We start from the raw sequence: 16,694 nt of genomic DNA, 5'->3' as shown, positions 1-16,694 counted from the left end.
GGGAGGACCATCTCCCAAGGCTAAATACTACCTAGTGACCGATAGTGAACCAGTACCGTGAGGGAAAGGTGAAAAGCACCCCGGAAGGGGAGTGAAAGAGATCCTGAAACCGTGTGCCTACAAGTAGTTAGAGCCCGTTAATGGGTGATAGCGTGCCTTTTGTAGAATGAACCGGCGAGTTACGATTACGTGCGAGGTTAAGCTTTAGAAGGCGGAGCCGCAGCGAAAGCGAGTCTGAATAGGGCGAATTAGTACGTGGTCGTAGACCCGAAACCAGGTGATCTACCCATGTCCAGGGTGAAGGTGAGGTAACACTTACTGGAGGCCCGAACCCACGCACGTTGAAAAGTGCGGGGATGAGGTGTGGGTAGCGGAGAAATTCCAATCGAACTTGGAGATAGCTGGTTCTCTCCGAAATAGCTTTAGGGCTAGCCTCGTGATGAGAATACTGGAGGTAGAGCACTGTTTGGACTAGGGGGCCATCCCGGTTTACCGAATTCAGACAAACTCCGAATGCCAGATATTTATACACGGGAGTCAGACTGCGAGTGATAAGATCCGTAGTCAAAAGGGAAACAGCCCAGACCACCAGCTAAGGTCCCAAAGTAATCGTTAAGTGGAAAAGGATGTGGCGTTGCACAGACAACCAGGATGTTGGCTTAGAAGCAGCCATCATTTAAAGAGTGCGTAATAGCTCACTGGTCGAGTGACGCTGCGCCGAAAATGTATCGGGGCTAAACGATTCACCGAAGCTGTGGATTGACATCTACGATGTCAGTGGTAGGAGAGCGTTCTAAGTGCGTTGAAGTCAGATCGGAAGGACTGGTGGAGCGCTTAGAAGTGAGAATGCCGGTATGAGTAGCGAAAGACGGGTGAGAATCCCGTCCACCGTATGACTAAGGTTTCCTGAGGAAGGCTCGTCCGCTCAGGGTTAGTCGGGACCTAAGCCGAGGCCGATAGGCGTAGGCGATGGACAACAGGTTGATATTCCTGTACCACCTCCTCACCGTTTGAGAAATGGGGGGACGCAGTAGGATAGGGTAAGCGCGCTGTTGGTTATGCGCGTCCAAGCAGTAAGGCGTGTGTGTAGGCAAATCCGCACACTGTAACGTTGAGCTGTGATGGCGAGTCCGTATGGACGAAGTTCCTGATTTCACACTGCCAAGAAAAGCCTCTATCGAGGTGAGAGGTGCCCGTACCGCAAACCGACACAGGTAGTCGAGGAGAGAATCCTAAGGTGTGCGAGAGAACTCTCGTTAAGGAACTCGGCAAAATGACCCCGTAACTTCGGGAGAAGGGGTGCTCTTGAGCGTGCAAGCGCATGAGAGCCGCAGTGAATAGGCCCAGGCGACTGTTTAGCAAAAACACAGGTCTCTGCAAAACCGTAAGGTGACGTATAGGGGCTGACGCCTGCCCGGTGCTGGAAGGTTAAGAGGAGTGGTTAGCGCAAGCGAAGCTGCGAATTGAAGCCCCAGTAAACGGCGGCCGTAACTATAACGGTCCTAAGGTAGCGAAATTCCTTGTCGGGTAAGTTCCGACCCGCACGAAAGGCGTAACGATCTGGGCACTGTCTCAACGAGAGACTCGGTGAAATTATAGTACCTGTGAAGATGCAGGTTACCCGCGACAGGACGGAAAGACCCCGTGGAGCTTTACTGTAGCCTGATATTGAATTTTGGTACAACTTGTACAGGATAGGTAGGAGCCAGAGATCTCGGAGCGCCAGCTTCGAAGGAGGCGTCGGTGGGATACTACCCTGGTTGTATTGAAATTCTAACCCATGCCCCTTAGCGGGGCAGGAGACAGTGTCAGGCGGACAGTTTGACTGGGGCGGTCGCCTCCTAAAAGGTAACGGAGGCGCCCAAAGGTTCCCTCAGAATGGTTGGAAATCATTCGTAGAGTGTAAAGGCACAAGGGAGCTTGACTGCGAGACCTACAAGTCGAGCAGGGTCGAAAGACGGGCTTAGTGATCCGGTGGTTCCGCATGGAAGGGCCATCGCTCAACGGATAAAAGCTACCCCGGGGATAACAGGCTTATCTCCCCCAAGAGTCCACATCGACGGGGAGGTTTGGCACCTCGATGTCGGCTCATCGCATCCTGGGGCTGTAGTCGGTCCCAAGGGTTGGGCTGTTCGCCCATTAAAGCGGTACGCGAGCTGGGTTCAGAACGTCGTGAGACAGTTCGGTCCCTATCCGTCGTGGGCGTAGGAAATTTGAGAGGAGCTGTCCTTAGTACGAGAGGACCGGGATGGACACACCGCTGGTGTACCAGTTGTCTTGCCAAAGGCATCGCTGGGTAGCTATGTGTGGACGGGATAAGTGCTGAAAGCATCTAAGCATGAAGCCCCCCTCAAGATGAGATTTCCCATTACGCAAGTAAGTAAGATCCCTCAAAGACGATGAGGTAGATAGGTTCGAGGTGGAAGTGTGGTGACACATGGAGCTGACGAATACTAATCGATCGAGGACTTAACCAAAATGTTTGAAACATTCAATGCACCGTTTATCCAGTTTTGAAAGAATAAAAACTATTGAAAATATACTTGTAACTTCAACAAATATACGTTATAATAGGTACTGTCTTTCAAAATAGTCTAGTGATGATGGCAAAGAGGTCACACCCGTTCCCATACCGAACACGGAAGTTAAGCTCTTTAGCGCCGATGGTAGTTGGGGGCTTCCCCCTGTGAGAGTAGGACGTCGCTAGGCTATATGATAAAATTATTCCGAAGTAGCTCAGTTGGTAGTAGCACCTGACTGTTAATCAGGTTGTCGCAGGTTCGAGTCCTGCCTTCGGAGCCATTCTTGGAGAGTTGTCCGAGTGGCCGAAGGAGCACGATTGGAAATCGTGTAGGCGGTTAACACTGTCTCAAGGGTTCAAATCCCTTACTCTCCGCCAGCACTTTTAAGGATTTTTCATTCCAAACGATGGCCCCTTGGTCAAGTGGTTAAGACACCGCCCTTTCACGGCGGTAACACGGGTTCGAATCCCGTAGGGGTCACCATTTAATACCCAGATGGAGGATTAGCTCAGCTGGGAGAGCATCTGCCTTACAAGCAGAGGGTCGGCGGTTCGAGCCCGTCATCCTCCACCATTATTTAAATAAATCACCTTATTATCGCGGGGTGGAGCAGTGGTAGCTCGTCGGGCTCATAACCCGAAGGTCGTTGGTTCAAATCCGGCCCCCGCAACCAAAATGGTCCCGTGGTGTAGCGGTTAACATGCCTGCCTGTCACGCAGGAGATCGCCGGTTCGATCCCGGTCGGGACCGCCATTTTTTTTAAAATATGGGTCAGTAGCTCAGTTGGTAGAGCATTAGATTGAAGCTCTAAGTGTCGGCGGTTCGATTCCGTCCTGACCCACCATATTTTTTTGCCGGTGTAGCTCAGTTGGTAGAGCAACTGACTTGTAATCAGTAGGTCGTGGGTTCGACTCCTATCGCCGGCACCATGTAATTCCGGAGGGGTAGCGAAGTGGCTAAACGCGGCGGACTGTAAATCCGCTCCTTAGGGTTCGGCGGTTCGAATCCGTCCCCCTCCACCAGTTTTTTATTCATAGGGGCATAGTTCAACGGTAGAATAGAGGTCTCCAAAACCTTTGGTGTGGGTTCGATTCCTACTGCCCCTGCCAATCAATTAATTTCATGGCGGTTGTGGCGAAGTGGTTAACGCACCTGATTGTGGTTCAGGCATTCGTGGGTTCGATTCCCATCAGTCGCCCCATTTAATTTAGAATAATAAAATATAATAATATGGCGGTTGTGGCGAAGTGGTTAACGCACCTGATTGTGGTTCAGGCATTCGTGGGTTCGATTCCCATCAGTCGCCCCATATTTATATATATTTAACTTTTGGGGTATAGCCAAGCGGTAAGGCAACGGATTTTGATTCCGTCACGCCCTGGTTCGAATCCAGGTACCCCAGCCATTTTTTTGCGGAAGTAGTTCAGTGGTAGAACACCACCTTGCCAAGGTGGGGGTCGCGAGTTCGAACCTCGTCTTCCGCTCCAATTATTAAGGCGGCATAGCCAAGTGGTAAGGCACAGGTCTGCAACACCTTTATCACCGGTTCAAATCCGGTTGCCGCCTCCATAATTTATTACTTAATCGGTTTATCCGATTTTTTTTATCTCCATTATGCCGGTGTGGCGGAATTGGCAGACGCGCACGACTCAAAATCGTGTTCCTTTGGAGTGTCGGTTCGACCCCGACCACCGGTATCATTTAAATCGTTGATTTGACGGGCGTTTCATGCGTAAGCATGAGGCGCTTTTTTACGTTTTAGACGTATAATGTGCGTCAAATTAGTCGTTAGCATGTTCGCTAGTAGACCGTTTTCCTTAAATACTAAGGAAGGCGGTCTTTTTCTATGTCTAAGCGTAATAACGAATTGGTAGGACGGGAACTCGATCTCGTGAGTCGTTCGGTATCAATGCAGGTGACTACGTTTGATGAAGCGTTGGCGGTATTTATAAAGGATGCGAAACGACGTGGCTTGCGCGAATTTACGATTACTTACTATCAACGTGAACTAAATCACTTCCGTACGTTCTTGGTCAGCGTAGGGCATTCGCTATTTATTCACGACGTACAGCGGAAGCACTTAGAGGAGTTAGTCGAGGATATGCAAGTACGCGGACTTCGGACAACAACGATAAACTCAAAGCTAAGAGCGATTCGGGCGTTCTTTCATTGGTTACTAGAAAATAAATACTTGGCCGTAAATGATCTGGCGAAGTTTCCGTTAGTCCGTGACCGTAAGAATAGCGTTGAAACATTCACCGTTAAACAGTTACATGCGTTGTTCAATGCGACGGACAAGCGAACATTCACAGGTCAGCGAGATTATACGTTTATGATGCTGTTACTCGAAACTGGAATCCGTTTAAATGAAGCTTGCGGTATTTTAGTAGAAGATGTGAAGCTATCGGAAGGTCTCGTGTTTATTCGTAATACGAAAAATCATTATCATCGCTATGTACCGATACAAGCGAAAATGAAGGAGCAGCTTCGTCGGTATCTTCAATTAAGAGGGACATGCGAAACAGATGCGTTATTTGTCACATTAGAAGGTACAGGAATGAAACGTAATTCTCTGCAGAAGATAGTTGCTCAATACGGTAATAAAGCAGGGATTAAAGGCGTAAGATGCTCGCCTCATACAATGCGCCATACATTCGCAAAGCTATCCGTTATGAATGGCGCTGGTATATTCGAATTACAAAAGATACTCGGCCACTCAACGATGGAGATGGTAAAGACCTATGTAAATCTATTTTCAACGGAGGTCCACGACAAACATCGTGAGTTTAGTCCGTTAAATAATCTTTAGACAAAAAGAAAAAGCCTAGCGTTGGAGCGCTAGACCTTAACTTAATACGATTAACACTAAAACGTTTCCCGACGCAAGTGTTTTATTAGGCTTCATTATATCCGAAAAAATCGGTTGATGCAAGTTCTGTTAAATGCGGCCTTTTTCAGTGTTATTCCGTCTTGGTTGCCCACTAACAGGACGTTAAACAAAACTGGAAAGGTTAGTCGTACCATTGCACAAAAGCGACTATATCGCAGGTCAAGCCGTTTCCTGTTACGGTTGCGACGAATTGGTGAGCGCCACCATTTAAGGGCGCGGCATGGTTTATCGGCTAGTTACGGCTAGGGTAAGCATGTACAAGCGGACAATCAGCGTACAAATACGCTCAATTAAGGACTACCGCACGTCTAGGACGATAAATAGACGAGTACATACGGATAGAAATATCCCAATCTAACAGGAGCATACGAGAAACCCAGGACGTCACTATGACGCTGAAATATGCGGTTGTTACTTATTGTTGCTTTTCGCGTATTTCTACGTGTCTAGCGATAATAGGTAACCACTTTGCGCCGATTTCCCGGAGCGAGCAGCCATTCTGCTGAAATTGGGTGCGATTGTCAACTACTTTAATATATAAAATTTAATTACAACCAATACTCAAAATCAGCAAAATTTAACTCGAAAACTTCTAGAAATAATTTAAATATATGTAAGCACTCTTGATCTCCGCCGCAATGTGAAGGTGATAGAGCGACGGTAATCAAATCCCAATCATGCTGTTCTTTTAAATGTCTTAAGTTATCTTTAATTACTTTATCAGTTTTTAAATTAGAAAAGAGTAGATTATCTGAGTCATTGAAATAGTCTAAATCTAAGTCTAATATTTTTGATTGGTTGGGTGGGATAACTGGCGGTGCTTTAAAATAATCCTCTACACTGTAAAAGCGTTTTATAGAAGGGGTATTTTTAATAAACATCTCAATATGTTTTACAATGAAACTACTTTTCGAATTTTCGATGACAAAATTATAAATTTGGTCAACACTTAATTCTGTATTATTGTAGTCACTTACATAGATGATACTTCTAATCGTATTTCTTACAAATGAAGGGATGATGAAATTAGCATAATCTAATTCATAATCAATATTTCCATCGGTATTTTTATAATTTCCTAATAACTTAATATCCTGTTCAGTTTTTGCTTTGTAATATCTAGGGTCCAAACTTAAATCGACCCAATCATCTAAATGTGAATCTACATGAACAAGCGCTGAATTATCTTTAATAACATTATTTATCAGAGCTAATTCCCAGACAACAAATGCCCATTTATGGTTTATCATCAAATAAATTTCTTTAGAAGAGTGCTTCATTTTCCAACTATCATCTTTTAACCATTCCATTTTGTTCGACTCCTAAACATATAATTCCAACTATATCCATCATAGCATAATCGCCATATGATAAATTACGTTATACAAATAATAAAAAAGAGCAGCCAACTATTAGTCAGCATGCGCTTTTTCTTCGTCCACTATTTCGATTAGATCACTAATATCACAATTCAAAGCTTTACAAACCTTCTCTAATGTATCGAACTTTATTCCATCAGTTTCCTCGTTATACAAACGTGAAAGACCATTTCTATGTAATCCAGTTTCTTTTGCTAACTCTGAAATTTTCATTCTCTTCTCACCTAATAAACGAGATAAATGTACTTTAATCATACGTAGTCACAATCCTTTTTTAATTTCATTTTACACTGTAGTGTATATAACTTCAATTTATTGTTGACAATGCACACTGTAGTGTATATTATATTAACTATAAAGCACACTGCAATGTGCAAAAATAACACTGAGAGAGGCGGAATGTGAAATGTTTACGACGTTAGACGAGGGCAAATGGTTAACAGACAATGAAGTTTGGTCAGTGGAGTATCAAATTGTATCGTTTGAAAAAGAAGGCGTATTCTCAACGTCTTATCGAGTGTTTGTGAAGCGACGTAACTGTAGGTGGGATTATACAGTTCCTACGACACCAGTTCCGTTATACGTACAGGAAATGATTGACGACACTATTCGTAAGTGCAAACGTTTAATAGCAGAGTATACGAAAAAAGTAGCCGACCAAGCTACGGAAGTTGTTATCGCAGATAGTAGTGATTACTTAAATAATTACGAGGCAGTTTCCACAGAGAAAGGTGCTTGGCGAACTATAGTAATGCGTTTATCAAATACAGCACTTAAAACGATTCCAATTTTCGATCATATGCATGTAGTTTGTTCAGACTTTTATCGTGCCTTGATAGTTGATGGTCAGGAGTTAGTGATTGGGGGTATTCCGGCATGAAACAAGGAGTTGCGCGTAAAGCGTCAGCACAGTCGTTTGAACGTGAATATAAGAAGGCGTACATTAAGTTACTAACGAAAGCAGCCGTTGATACAGCGAAGCAGGTAGACGCATATTTTTTCGGTGAAGAAGGCGAGGACGGTGAACTTAGAGTGTGGTACTACGGTACAACAGCGTTTTCTATCGCAATAGCTTTGTTTATATGTGTAACGATTAATATGTGAAAAGTTAAACGCTCAACTAGCGCCAACTAGTAGAGTCATATATAACGCTGATCCTGCGCCAACAGGACCGGCAAATATTCGCTAGAGCTTGCGCCAACAAGCGACTAGTATCATAATCGTAGCGCCAACTACGATTGAGGACGGTTACTTTGCAGAGTAGCCGTTTTTCTATTATAAACGCGAGGAAGCTACCGACAATCGTTCGTGCGCACGGCGCATAATCGAAATCATTCCATAGAATCGCCAACGTCAGCGACTTTGGCATTTTGTCAAAGACGAAATCGGAGAGATTCGGAAGTGTGTCCCCGGGGATACAGCACGCCTTCACTTCGCCTTTATAAACGTGGCTAGAAACGGTTTTAAATCGAGAGTCGACGTATTTATCATACGAAGGGTAGAGCGCCTAAAACAAAGGGGGATTTAAGGTTAAAGTAAGTAGGAATAAATTTTTCCTAAAAGTTGTACCAAAATAGGACGTTTTAGTGTGCGTTATATAGTAGAAGGAAGTAAAGCCGTCTCGAGGCGGTTTAGTAGATTCGGAAGTGTATTGCATATTAAAAGTGGCTTGACGCTTAGAGGGAGTAAGGCTGAACGGAAGTAGAGGAAAAAAGTTTAAAAAAAAATGCAAAAAACTGCTTTACATTTGCAAGCAGTAACCGATATAATGGAGAGTGATACGTCTGTTTTCGCGCAGACTTCACTTATTATATACTATCTTATTTACATTTTCATTATACAGGAGGATGAACAACAATGCAAGCGAAAATCGAAAAATTTATCGTAATCCATTCTCGCCAAGTAGCACAGGAAATTATCGATGCGGGACAAGCCTTAATCAAAATGGAGCCAAGTCGACATGAGCGAGGCAAACTTGTCTTTATATTTGAACGATCACATCTTATCGATGAAATTCTCGCCAAAAGTTCTCGACGACCTCAACTGCAACACTTATCCGAAATGAAAAGTGCTTATTGACCGTTATAAACCGCGTCATATCAACGTTTGTGAGGTGTCGTCCTTAAAGAGAGGTATATAAAAAGTGCTTATCATCGATGACAGTTTGCTGGCAGCGATAGGCGAATGAAATGAGCCGTAGAGTTCTTTACGAAGCATTCGCTAACGCTCATACTTCTATTTTTGCTAATCGCAAAAATGATATCTGTGATAAACACTTATAACGATATAAAAGTGCTTAACGCTAATTCTATGTATCATATATTCTCGCAAATTCAGTTTTATCGTCATTTATTCGTAAGTTTCGTTTTGTCCCTTAAAGGAACGGTATGTAAAAGTGCTTAAGCGCTGAGGCGGTGGGGTCGTCGTCTACAACAATAATTCTACAAATCGGAGGTTTTCAAATGGAAATGAAAAACGTAACGGTAATTGATTCGGTGATGGGAGCAGGAAAGACGACTTATGCTATCAATAAAATCAACGCGGCTAGTCCATTAGAGCGTTTCATCTACATTACCCCATTTCTTGCGGAAGTTGATCGCGTAATTAGCTCGGCAACAGGTCGTTCATTCGCACAACCATCAACCAATGTTGAGGGTGGTAGTAAGTTAACGAGCCTTAAACAGTTGATTGCGGGTGGAAAGGACATTGCAGCTACGCACTCACTCTTCGAGATGGCCGACGTTGAGTTGCGAGAGCTATTAAGAGAGAACAATTATACACTGATTTTGGACGAGGTTATGAGTGTAATAGATAATGCGAGTGTATCGCCTTCTGATATGCGGCTACTAATGGAACGAGGTTTTATAAAAATCGAAAATCACCGCGTAGTTTGGAATGCGAATGAGGCAGAGTATGAGTACGGAGTTTACGATCACATCAAGCTTCAAGCGCAAGCTGGCACGCTTTACTATATGCGAGACAAATTTTTAATCTATGCGTTTCCGCCGAAAATCTTTGAGACATTTACAGAGGTTTATGTACTGACATATCTGTTCGAAGCGCAATTAATGAAATATTATTTTGATCTTTATAAAATCCCTTACGAACTTAGAGCAGTAAAGGGTGGGCATTTAGTCGAATATAACAAACGTGACGAGGGGCGTGAGGCATTGCGCGCATTAATTAATCTTTACGATGGGGCGCATAATCGTCATGGCGACATACCTACGGCGTTTAGTGTGAGATGGTTAGGTAGGCAGTCTGAGGATCAATTAGAGGAAATTCAATCAAGTATGTATTCATTTGTACGCAACGTAGCTAAAGCAAAAGCTAACGCTGTATTATGGACGACTGTAAAAAAACATCAGTCTGACCTTAAAGGTAAGGGATACGCAAAGGGGTTCTTAGCATGTAATGCTCGCGCTACCAACGAATATGCAGATCGCTCAACTTTAATGTATTGTTACAATCGATTCATGCATCCAAACGAGCGAGCTTTCTTTGAATGCCATGATATCACGGTTAGTCAAGACAAGCTAGCGGTATCGGACTTACTTCAATGGGTTTGGCGCTCACGCATCCGCAATGGAGAATCTATCAATCTATATATGCCCGCTAGACGTATGCGAGAACTACTCGAAAAATGGGCGCGATACGAAATCTAATGGTAAAACTCTTCAAAAAACTATTCTGCAAAGGGGAAATGAGATTATGACAAACGACTTCAAACAAAGACTTGTAAACTATCAACAAACTGGTGACCGTTTAATTATTGATGAGATTTTATATGGAGCTACTTTTGATTTTAGTAAAGACCCAACGCGAGAAGTGTTCCCCCTCATGGACGGTAAGGTACACGTAAACGTGAAGTTAAGTAGACCTGAGCATTATATCGGGTATCGTGTCAGAAGGCTTAAAAAGGGCGCCCTACGCGATTACTTAGGAGAAAGGTTAGATGAAACGGCAAAGGAGTTAAATCGCCTACTTTCGATGATTTACATTGACTTTGGTATTGACTTCGGTTGTGAGTATACAGATTTTGATGGCTATTTATTGAAATTTAAACAGGATGCAACGTTATTTACGTGTGTAGATGCTTCTATGGACAGAATAAAACGGGAGTTGTATGCTACTGAGCTACCATACTTTTTAGAGTTCTACGAATATGCTAAACGTAGATGCATGGAACGAGAGGAACGCCGTTTAGAAGTAGAACAAGGAGTTGATGAAAATATCGTCGCTTCGATTGAGCGAGCGCTTGGATATGTGGACGTATCGAAGTCAGAACGTGAAATTATCGTTTACATGAACAAGGCTATAACGTCTAAATTTGGTGAGCTAGAGCTGCGTCGTAATGGTATGAAACGAATCTATCGACGTAACAGTTTTGGAGATTCGGTAACATTGTATGTTAAAAAGCAATTTCCTACGGATAGTTATAACGCTATAATACCTGGATTTAGTGCTAGCAAGGTTGAGCGATTGACTAAAAAGCAACGTGAGTTGGTAGATGAGTTAATTAAGATAATCGATCGTGACCGTAGAATATGTAAGTTTGATGGGTACTCATGCGATCGCCGAGGCTATGCGATTATAAAAAGAGATTACGCAGCTGGAGAGTTAGGTGTTGATTACACAAATTTAAGAAAGTTGTTGTCACGCATCAAGAAAAAAGTCACAAAGTAGCGTATTTTAAATAACAGGGAAAGAGAGAAAAAAGTAAATAAAATAACTCGGCAGTCGCTCATAATGGGCGGCTTTTTTATTTTCACTACATGTAGTTATTTTATTACTAACAAAAAAAGGGGGGGATAAAAATGGCACTAACAGCAAATCAAATCAAATACTATCGCGAAATATTCGGAGTCTCACAAGGAGAACTCGCAAAGCACATAGGTATTACGCCTGTCATGCTAGGCTTTATTGAACGCGGAGAGAGAAATTTGTCCAGGTCTGTAGCTGAACGTGCGGCAGAAGCATTACTTGCAATTAGTCGTCAAGTGTCTGCAGCAACCGTAGAAATTCAATCGCTTGCAGACGCTTTACAATAAAAAATAACTTAAAAGACAAGGGGAAATGAAAATTATGACAATCCAAAAATTAAACGAGCTATTTGACCAAGGTTACGAAATTAGATCGAAATTCGCTACAACAATCGCTACTCAAGTAAGAGAAGGAATGAACGATCCACTGGCCAAGATTAGAAATGACCAACATCTTACGCCTCAAGGTAAAAAGGTAAAAGTAGAGGAGTTTAAGCGAGAGGCAGCTCGCGAAGTGTTTGATGTTGTAGCGAAAGAAAAAGCCACTTATGCGAAGGTTGTTGCAGAAGCTACAGCACTTGCTAAAAAGATGAAAACAGAAGCTATTAAGCCGCCCTCAAATACAGTAGACGTTAAGTTGTTCGAGCAAGAACTCGCTGCTTTACAGACGTCAATCATGCTTAGTACAAACGTAGATACGGCGATTAAAGCAATTGACGCTTTCCAATCAAAATATGATGAACCTTATTATGCTACCGAACTACAAAAAACGTTCCCTTCGCTTATCCAGACCGTAACTGCTATCGACGACAGTCCGATGCATAGACAGGCATTAAGATATATTTATTCTAGCGTCCAGGCAAAGGCTACTACGCCGGAAGTTGCAAGGGCTAACGAAATCCTAGCGTACTTTAGCGATGGTGAGGACATTAAATTGTTCCGTGAGGGATCGCCTCAGCACGACACTGTTAAGACGTATATTGGCGCTATTGCAAATCACATTAACGATCCGGAAACGGCGCTAGGTATCCTTGACGGACAGGTTGAAACACTCGGAGGTATGGCTGGAACAAATGTAATGGAATAACGATTAGGGCGGACTTGGTTCCGCCTTTTTATATTTCCACAAATAAAACCGAATGGAGATGATTAAATGACAATTTCTATGCTAACAAACGGCGACGGCACTTTTGCAATTAAGGGTGACGAACAATTATTTGAGAAGTTACCGGAAGGCTTCGACGTATTACAAGTTGATATTTCGGATGAAAAAATCGACGCACATAACTTAGCTATCGCAGCAAATCACGCTGAGTATCGAGGTGTTGAAGCAATTAAACGATATTTTGCTATTAAAGCAGCGTTCGAGCGACAGCAGGCGCTAGTTACAGAGCAAGCAAACCAACCGAAAATTTCACATCCGCCGGCCATTACATCGCAGTCAATTAAGCCGGTGGACGCATAGTAAATAACGCAATATTAACGAAAGGCACGACTTAATCGTCGTGTCTTTTTCTATTCAAAAAACTCAAGGGGGATACGGGAGATGAACGGAAAGCAAGTAGTAGTAAAAGCTGGCGGAGCTGTTAACTATATCGACAAGCGCAAATTTAAAGTTAACGCTGATTACATTCGCTATGCTAACGGCATTAAGCCTCTGTTATTACAAGTTGTAGTAAGTGATCCTCAATGGTCACGCGCCGCAGCCAAGATGCTAGAGGCGTTGGTACTCGCTACAAAGCAGGCAGAAGGACAAGATGTCATCGAGGAATTTAAACGTGTATGTAAAGAGTTTGATTCTGTTGTTAGCGACATGATCGGTGGGAAATCGTATGGAATTTAATCTCGATTTATCTCAACTTGAGCGAGCATTAAAGAAATCGCCAGAGGCGGTAGGTAAAGCTTTACTAACTGGACTCACAGACGTTAAGAACGATTGGAAAGCCGAATCGGTCGATATCGCTCCAATCGATAAACGTCCCAAGAAACTAGGCGGTACACTTCGACGAAGTATTGAAGCAGAAGTTTTTACCGAAGGCGATGGCGCGGGCGTTGAGATTACCGCGAATGCAACGCGTGGCCCGAGGAGATTTAATTACGCTTATTACATTCATGAAGGTAATGGTAACGCAATAACCGGTGAGAAAAAGTTCCTCGATAAGCCGGCAATGGAAAGTAAGGAAAAGTGGCGCCAATGGATGGAAAAAGAGATTCAATCCGAACTAAGAAAGGCGGGATGGTGATTTATGGAACTTTCTGCAATTTTTAAGGTTCGGGATCGAGGATCAGCTCAATTACGTAAAATCACGCAGATGACGGAGAAAATGAACCGTGTAAGCCGTACAACTAGCGAAAGCATGACTCGTTCTCAATCTGCAATAAGTCGGCTCGGAAATGCTACGTCATCAGCTTCAAGTAAACTGGGCGGGTTCGCTACGCAAGTCAGTTCATTGCGCGTTGGAGCAAACGGTTTAAGTGCATCGTTGAAGGGGGCTCAAAGTGCTTTAATTGGTATCGCAGGGGCATACGTTGGAGCACAAGGAATGGCCAAATTGTTTAATGCAACAATCGGCGCTGCCTCAAACTACGAACAAAATGCGATGGCAATTAGCGGGATGTTTGGGGACGATAAACAAGCGAAAAAGTATCTTCAAATGGTCGAGAAGGCAGCTATCGCGAGTCCAGTTTTAAACAGTACAGATATGATGTCTAACTCAAAGGCGTTCATAGGACTTAGTAAGAATGTTGATGAACTCCAACAGGTTTGGGGCTTAGTTGAGCGCATTCAAGCCTTTTCTGGCGTAGATACTCAGCAGGCATCTTTTTCAACAAAGGAACTTATGCAAGGTGACTATACTTCAATGTACGAGGCGGTCGGGCTAGATAAAAAGGAATTGCAAAAAATCACTAAAATGGACGGCTTGTCTGCTAAGATGTCTGGTTTAGATAAATTATTAACAAAAATGGGTGTAACGGATGAAATGGTTAATAAGATGGGGAATACAACCAAAGGCTTGTGGTCGCAGCTTCAAGAGAAATCGCAAACATTCTTTAAAAATATGGGGATGGAAAGTAACACTAAATTAGGTGACTTTTTACGGCGACTAAACACGATGTTTGAAGGAATTGATACCGAAGCACTTAGTAACAAATTAGGTAATATGCTCGGCAAAGCAACCGATAAAGCCATTGCGTTGTATGATCTATTCGTGAAATGGCGAAAACCGATCGCTCACATAGTCGGTGCGATTGGCACGTTTGTAGCTGCGCTAGCCGTAGTAGGGACAATATCTGCACTAGCCAACCCTATCAGCTTAATCGCAATGGGAATCGCAGCTGCAGTAGTCGGATTTAAAGCGCTCTATGATAATAGCGAAGCATTCCGTGGTGCTATTGACGGCATTATCGGTAAAGTAAAAACGTTATGGTCAGCATTTAAAGAAGGTGGCGTGAGTGGCTTAATAAGCGCATTATTTCCGCCAGACATAGCAACTAAAGTGAACGGTATCATAGACGGAATCAAAACTAAAATATCGACATTAACAACAGCGTTTAAAAAAGGCGGCGTAGGTGGAGTTTTTGATGAGATTTTCGGTAAAGGTTCGTTTGAATCAATCAAGTCTAAATTCGAAGAAGTGAAGTCATATATCTCCGAAAAAGTAGCACAATTCATGCCAATTTTTGAGCGCTTAAAATCAGCATTTTCTCAGGCGTGGTCTACAGTGTCCGATATTCTATCGAATGCATGGTCAATAATTGAGCCATATCTGAGCGGTTTTTGGAACATGTTGCAGATTATCGGAGACGTCGCAATGATCGTATTTAACAACGTTATCGCTCCGGCTATTTCGTTCCTGGTTCAGTTATTCTCGACTTTATGGTCAATCGCTAAGCCGATTCTATCTGCGCTAGGTTTGGCGTGGGAAGCTTTGTCTACCGTTATTAAATGGATGTGGGATAACGTACTAGCGCCATTAGTTGATTTTATCTTAACTGCCGTTAAAAACGCGTTCGACACGTTTTCGGGAGCGTTAGAAATCGTACAGGGCTGGTTCGAGACACTTAGCGGATGGATTTCGACTGCATACGGGCATGTAAAGGACTTTATCGGATTTATCGGCAAAGCTAAATTACCGGACTGGGTGACTAACGGGATAAGTGCAGGAGTAAACTTTGTCGGAGGCTTAATCGGTGCAGGAGATGGTAAAAAAGGCAGTAACGCAAAATCTAATTATCATGGATTAGATTATGTGCCCTACGATTCTTATTACACACGCTTGCACAAAGGCGAACGCGTTATGACTGCACAGGAAAACAAAGATTACTCGCAAGGCAACAGCGGAAACGGTTCTAGCGGACCAGTCGTTATTTCCGGCAACAGCTTCACTGTTCGTGAAGAGGCGGACATTGAGAAGATAGCGTATCAACTAGCGAAATTAATCGAAAGGCAGGCGACACAAGTTGGCTACTAAACCTGCGATTCCTAAAGAAGGCAGTGGCTCCTCACGGTTAATTGGGTCAATCCGAGCCGTTGGATATAACGCGGGCGGTACTTTAAAGGCGGCAACTATAACAAGTGAGCATCCGAATTTAAAAGTTCTTCTCGATGTTGACACTTTGGAAATTGACGATGATATTATCATATGTAATCCGCACTTATTGCCATATACAGAAACAGTGAGGATTAATGGACAGGAAGCAACGATTGAGTACGACAGTAAGCTGAAAGCAGGCGTTCGGGTGCTAGTATTCGAGCCAGAACATCAGCAACAACTATACGTATTATCGTTATCAGATAAATAACAACGGGGGACAGGCGCTTAATTGCGCTTGTCTTTTTTATATTTAAAAAGGGGATGGGAATATGACTAAAGATAATTTGAAAGCAATTCAAACACACACAATTTTAGCAGCATTTACAACGGCATTAAGCTCTACAGACGGGGAAACTCTTTCGGCTTTGCAAGAGGATTTAAGAGCGCTAAATCAGATGAAGGAGACGCCAGAAACGATTACAGCACGCAATTTAGTCACATCAGCGATTATGTTCCATGTGACGGGTGACGCAGAACATCTACAGGCTGCAGCCGAGACTCGTGACAAGATTGGCGACTTATTAATCGCGGGAGGTGCTAAATAA

16 protein-coding genes, 16 tRNA genes and 2 rRNA genes are annotated in these 16,694 nt (G+C 43.3%); 32 read left to right on the top strand and 2 right to left on the bottom strand.

Going from position 1 to position 16,694, the window contains the following annotated elements:
• From ABE34_RS03810 to ABE34_RS03720, 19 genes are all read left to right on the top strand, one after another.
• A 23S ribosomal RNA gene (locus ABE34_RS03810) occupies nt 1-2,477 on the top strand; the annotation flags it as partial.
• 116 nt (nt 2,478-2,593) lie between these two features.
• Nucleotides 2,594-2,709: ribosomal RNA gene (gene rrf / locus ABE34_RS03805) — 5S ribosomal RNA — on the top strand.
• 16 nt (nt 2,710-2,725) lie between these two features.
• A tRNA-Asn gene (locus ABE34_RS03800) sits at nt 2,726-2,802 on the top strand.
• Nucleotides 2,803-2,807: 5 nt separating this feature from the next.
• A tRNA-Ser gene (locus ABE34_RS03795) sits at nt 2,808-2,899 on the top strand.
• Nucleotides 2,900-2,930: 31 nt separating this feature from the next.
• Nucleotides 2,931-3,005, top strand: a tRNA-Glu gene (locus ABE34_RS03790).
• Between the two features lie 14 nt (nt 3,006-3,019).
• Nucleotides 3,020-3,095: transfer RNA gene (locus tag ABE34_RS03785), tRNA-Val, on the top strand.
• A 25-nt stretch (nt 3,096-3,120) separates the two neighbouring features.
• Nucleotides 3,121-3,195, top strand: a tRNA-Met gene (locus ABE34_RS03780).
• Nucleotides 3,196-3,199: 4 nt separating this feature from the next.
• A tRNA-Asp gene (locus ABE34_RS03775) sits at nt 3,200-3,275 on the top strand.
• 15 nt (nt 3,276-3,290) lie between these two features.
• A tRNA-Phe gene (locus ABE34_RS03770) sits at nt 3,291-3,366 on the top strand.
• Nucleotides 3,367-3,375: 9 nt separating this feature from the next.
• Nucleotides 3,376-3,451 (top strand) — tRNA-Thr (locus ABE34_RS03765).
• Between the two features lie 9 nt (nt 3,452-3,460).
• Nucleotides 3,461-3,544 (top strand) — tRNA-Tyr (locus ABE34_RS03760).
• Between the two features lie 13 nt (nt 3,545-3,557).
• Nucleotides 3,558-3,631, top strand: a tRNA-Trp gene (locus ABE34_RS03755).
• Between the two features lie 16 nt (nt 3,632-3,647).
• Nucleotides 3,648-3,723: transfer RNA gene (locus tag ABE34_RS03750), tRNA-His, on the top strand.
• Between the two features lie 32 nt (nt 3,724-3,755).
• Nucleotides 3,756-3,831, top strand: a tRNA-His gene (locus ABE34_RS03745).
• A gap of 21 nt (nt 3,832-3,852) precedes the next feature.
• A tRNA-Gln gene (locus ABE34_RS03740) sits at nt 3,853-3,927 on the top strand.
• Nucleotides 3,928-3,934: 7 nt separating this feature from the next.
• Nucleotides 3,935-4,009 (top strand) — tRNA-Gly (locus tag ABE34_RS03735).
• 8 nt (nt 4,010-4,017) lie between these two features.
• A tRNA-Cys gene (locus ABE34_RS03730) sits at nt 4,018-4,091 on the top strand.
• Between the two features lie 47 nt (nt 4,092-4,138).
• Nucleotides 4,139-4,219, top strand: a tRNA-Leu gene (locus ABE34_RS03725).
• A 149-nt stretch (nt 4,220-4,368) separates the two neighbouring features.
• Nucleotides 4,369-5,331, top strand: coding sequence for a tyrosine-type recombinase/integrase (locus tag ABE34_RS03720; RefSeq protein WP_197140578.1), 963 nt, complete (start codon nt 4,369-4,371; stop codon nt 5,329-5,331).
• A gap of 629 nt (nt 5,332-5,960) precedes the next feature.
• Here ABE34_RS03720 and ABE34_RS03715 read toward each other — a convergent pair.
• Both ABE34_RS03715 and ABE34_RS03710 read right to left on the bottom strand, forming a co-directional pair.
• Nucleotides 5,961-6,722 carry a UPF0489 family protein gene (locus tag ABE34_RS03715; protein ID WP_197140576.1) on the bottom strand — a complete coding sequence of 254 codons (762 nt, stop codon included), beginning with the start codon at nt 6,720-6,722 and terminating at the stop codon, nt 5,961-5,963.
• Between the two features lie 102 nt (nt 6,723-6,824).
• A complete protein-coding gene (locus ABE34_RS03710; RefSeq protein ID WP_197140574.1) occupies nt 6,825-7,046 on the bottom strand; it encodes a helix-turn-helix domain-containing protein in 222 nt (73 codons plus the stop codon).
• 151 nt (nt 7,047-7,197) lie between these two features.
• On the opposite strand from ABE34_RS03710, the gene ABE34_RS03705 reads away from it, so the two are divergent.
• The 13 genes from ABE34_RS03705 (at nt 7,198) to ABE34_RS03645 (ending at nt 16,694) form a co-directional block, all read left to right on the top strand.
• Complete coding sequence (locus ABE34_RS03705) at nt 7,198-7,671, top strand: hypothetical protein (protein ID WP_197140572.1); 474 nt, start codon at nt 7,198-7,200, stop codon at nt 7,669-7,671.
• The gene (locus ABE34_RS03700; protein ID WP_197140570.1) at nt 7,668-7,895 is read left to right on the top strand and encodes a hypothetical protein; all 228 of its coding nucleotides are present in this window, start codon (nt 7,668-7,670) and stop codon (nt 7,893-7,895) included. Before ABE34_RS03705 ends, ABE34_RS03700 begins: the two co-directional genes overlap by 4 nt.
• A gap of 753 nt (nt 7,896-8,648) precedes the next feature.
• A complete protein-coding gene (locus ABE34_RS03695; protein WP_197140568.1) occupies nt 8,649-8,870 on the top strand; it encodes a hypothetical protein in 222 nt (73 codons plus the stop codon).
• A 389-nt stretch (nt 8,871-9,259) separates the two neighbouring features.
• The gene (locus ABE34_RS03690) at nt 9,260-10,456 is read left to right on the top strand and encodes a hypothetical protein (protein ID WP_197140566.1); all 1,197 of its coding nucleotides are present in this window, start codon (nt 9,260-9,262) and stop codon (nt 10,454-10,456) included.
• A gap of 46 nt (nt 10,457-10,502) precedes the next feature.
• On the top strand, nt 10,503-11,477 hold the full coding sequence (locus tag ABE34_RS03685) for a hypothetical protein (protein ID WP_197140564.1): 975 nt from the start codon (nt 10,503-10,505) through the stop codon (nt 11,475-11,477).
• 131 nt (nt 11,478-11,608) lie between these two features.
• A complete protein-coding gene (locus tag ABE34_RS03680; RefSeq protein WP_197140563.1) occupies nt 11,609-11,842 on the top strand; it encodes a helix-turn-helix transcriptional regulator in 234 nt (77 codons plus the stop codon).
• Nucleotides 11,843-11,876: 34 nt separating this feature from the next.
• Nucleotides 11,877-12,641, top strand: a complete 765-nt coding sequence (locus tag ABE34_RS03675; RefSeq protein ID WP_197140561.1) for a hypothetical protein — start codon at nt 11,877-11,879, stop codon at nt 12,639-12,641.
• A 66-nt stretch (nt 12,642-12,707) separates the two neighbouring features.
• On the top strand, nt 12,708-13,019 hold the full coding sequence (locus ABE34_RS03670) for a hypothetical protein (RefSeq protein ID WP_197140560.1): 312 nt from the start codon (nt 12,708-12,710) through the stop codon (nt 13,017-13,019).
• A gap of 81 nt (nt 13,020-13,100) precedes the next feature.
• On the top strand, nt 13,101-13,397 hold the full coding sequence (locus tag ABE34_RS03665; RefSeq protein WP_197140559.1) for a hypothetical protein: 297 nt from the start codon (nt 13,101-13,103) through the stop codon (nt 13,395-13,397).
• The gene (locus tag ABE34_RS03660) at nt 13,387-13,797 is read left to right on the top strand and encodes a hypothetical protein (protein WP_197140558.1); all 411 of its coding nucleotides are present in this window, start codon (nt 13,387-13,389) and stop codon (nt 13,795-13,797) included. The genes ABE34_RS03665 and ABE34_RS03660 overlap by 11 nt, the downstream gene beginning before the upstream one ends.
• A gap of 3 nt (nt 13,798-13,800) precedes the next feature.
• Nucleotides 13,801-16,026: a phage tail protein gene (locus tag ABE34_RS03655; protein WP_197140557.1), complete on the top strand. Its 2,226-nt coding sequence runs from the start codon at nt 13,801-13,803 to the stop codon at nt 16,024-16,026.
• Nucleotides 16,016-16,357, top strand: a complete 342-nt coding sequence (locus ABE34_RS03650; RefSeq protein ID WP_197140556.1) for a DUF2577 family protein — start codon at nt 16,016-16,018, stop codon at nt 16,355-16,357. Before ABE34_RS03655 ends, ABE34_RS03650 begins: the two co-directional genes overlap by 11 nt.
• A 61-nt stretch (nt 16,358-16,418) precedes the next feature.
• Entirely contained in the window at nt 16,419-16,694 is a 276-nt protein-coding gene (locus ABE34_RS03645) for a hypothetical protein (RefSeq protein WP_197140555.1), read from the top strand.

The sequence above is a fragment of the Lysinibacillus sphaericus genome (assembly GCF_015844675.1).
GTDB lineage: Bacteria > Bacillota > Bacilli > Bacillales_A > Planococcaceae > Lysinibacillus > Lysinibacillus sphaericus_E.
This window is presented reverse-complemented; position numbering and strand designations above follow the sequence as displayed.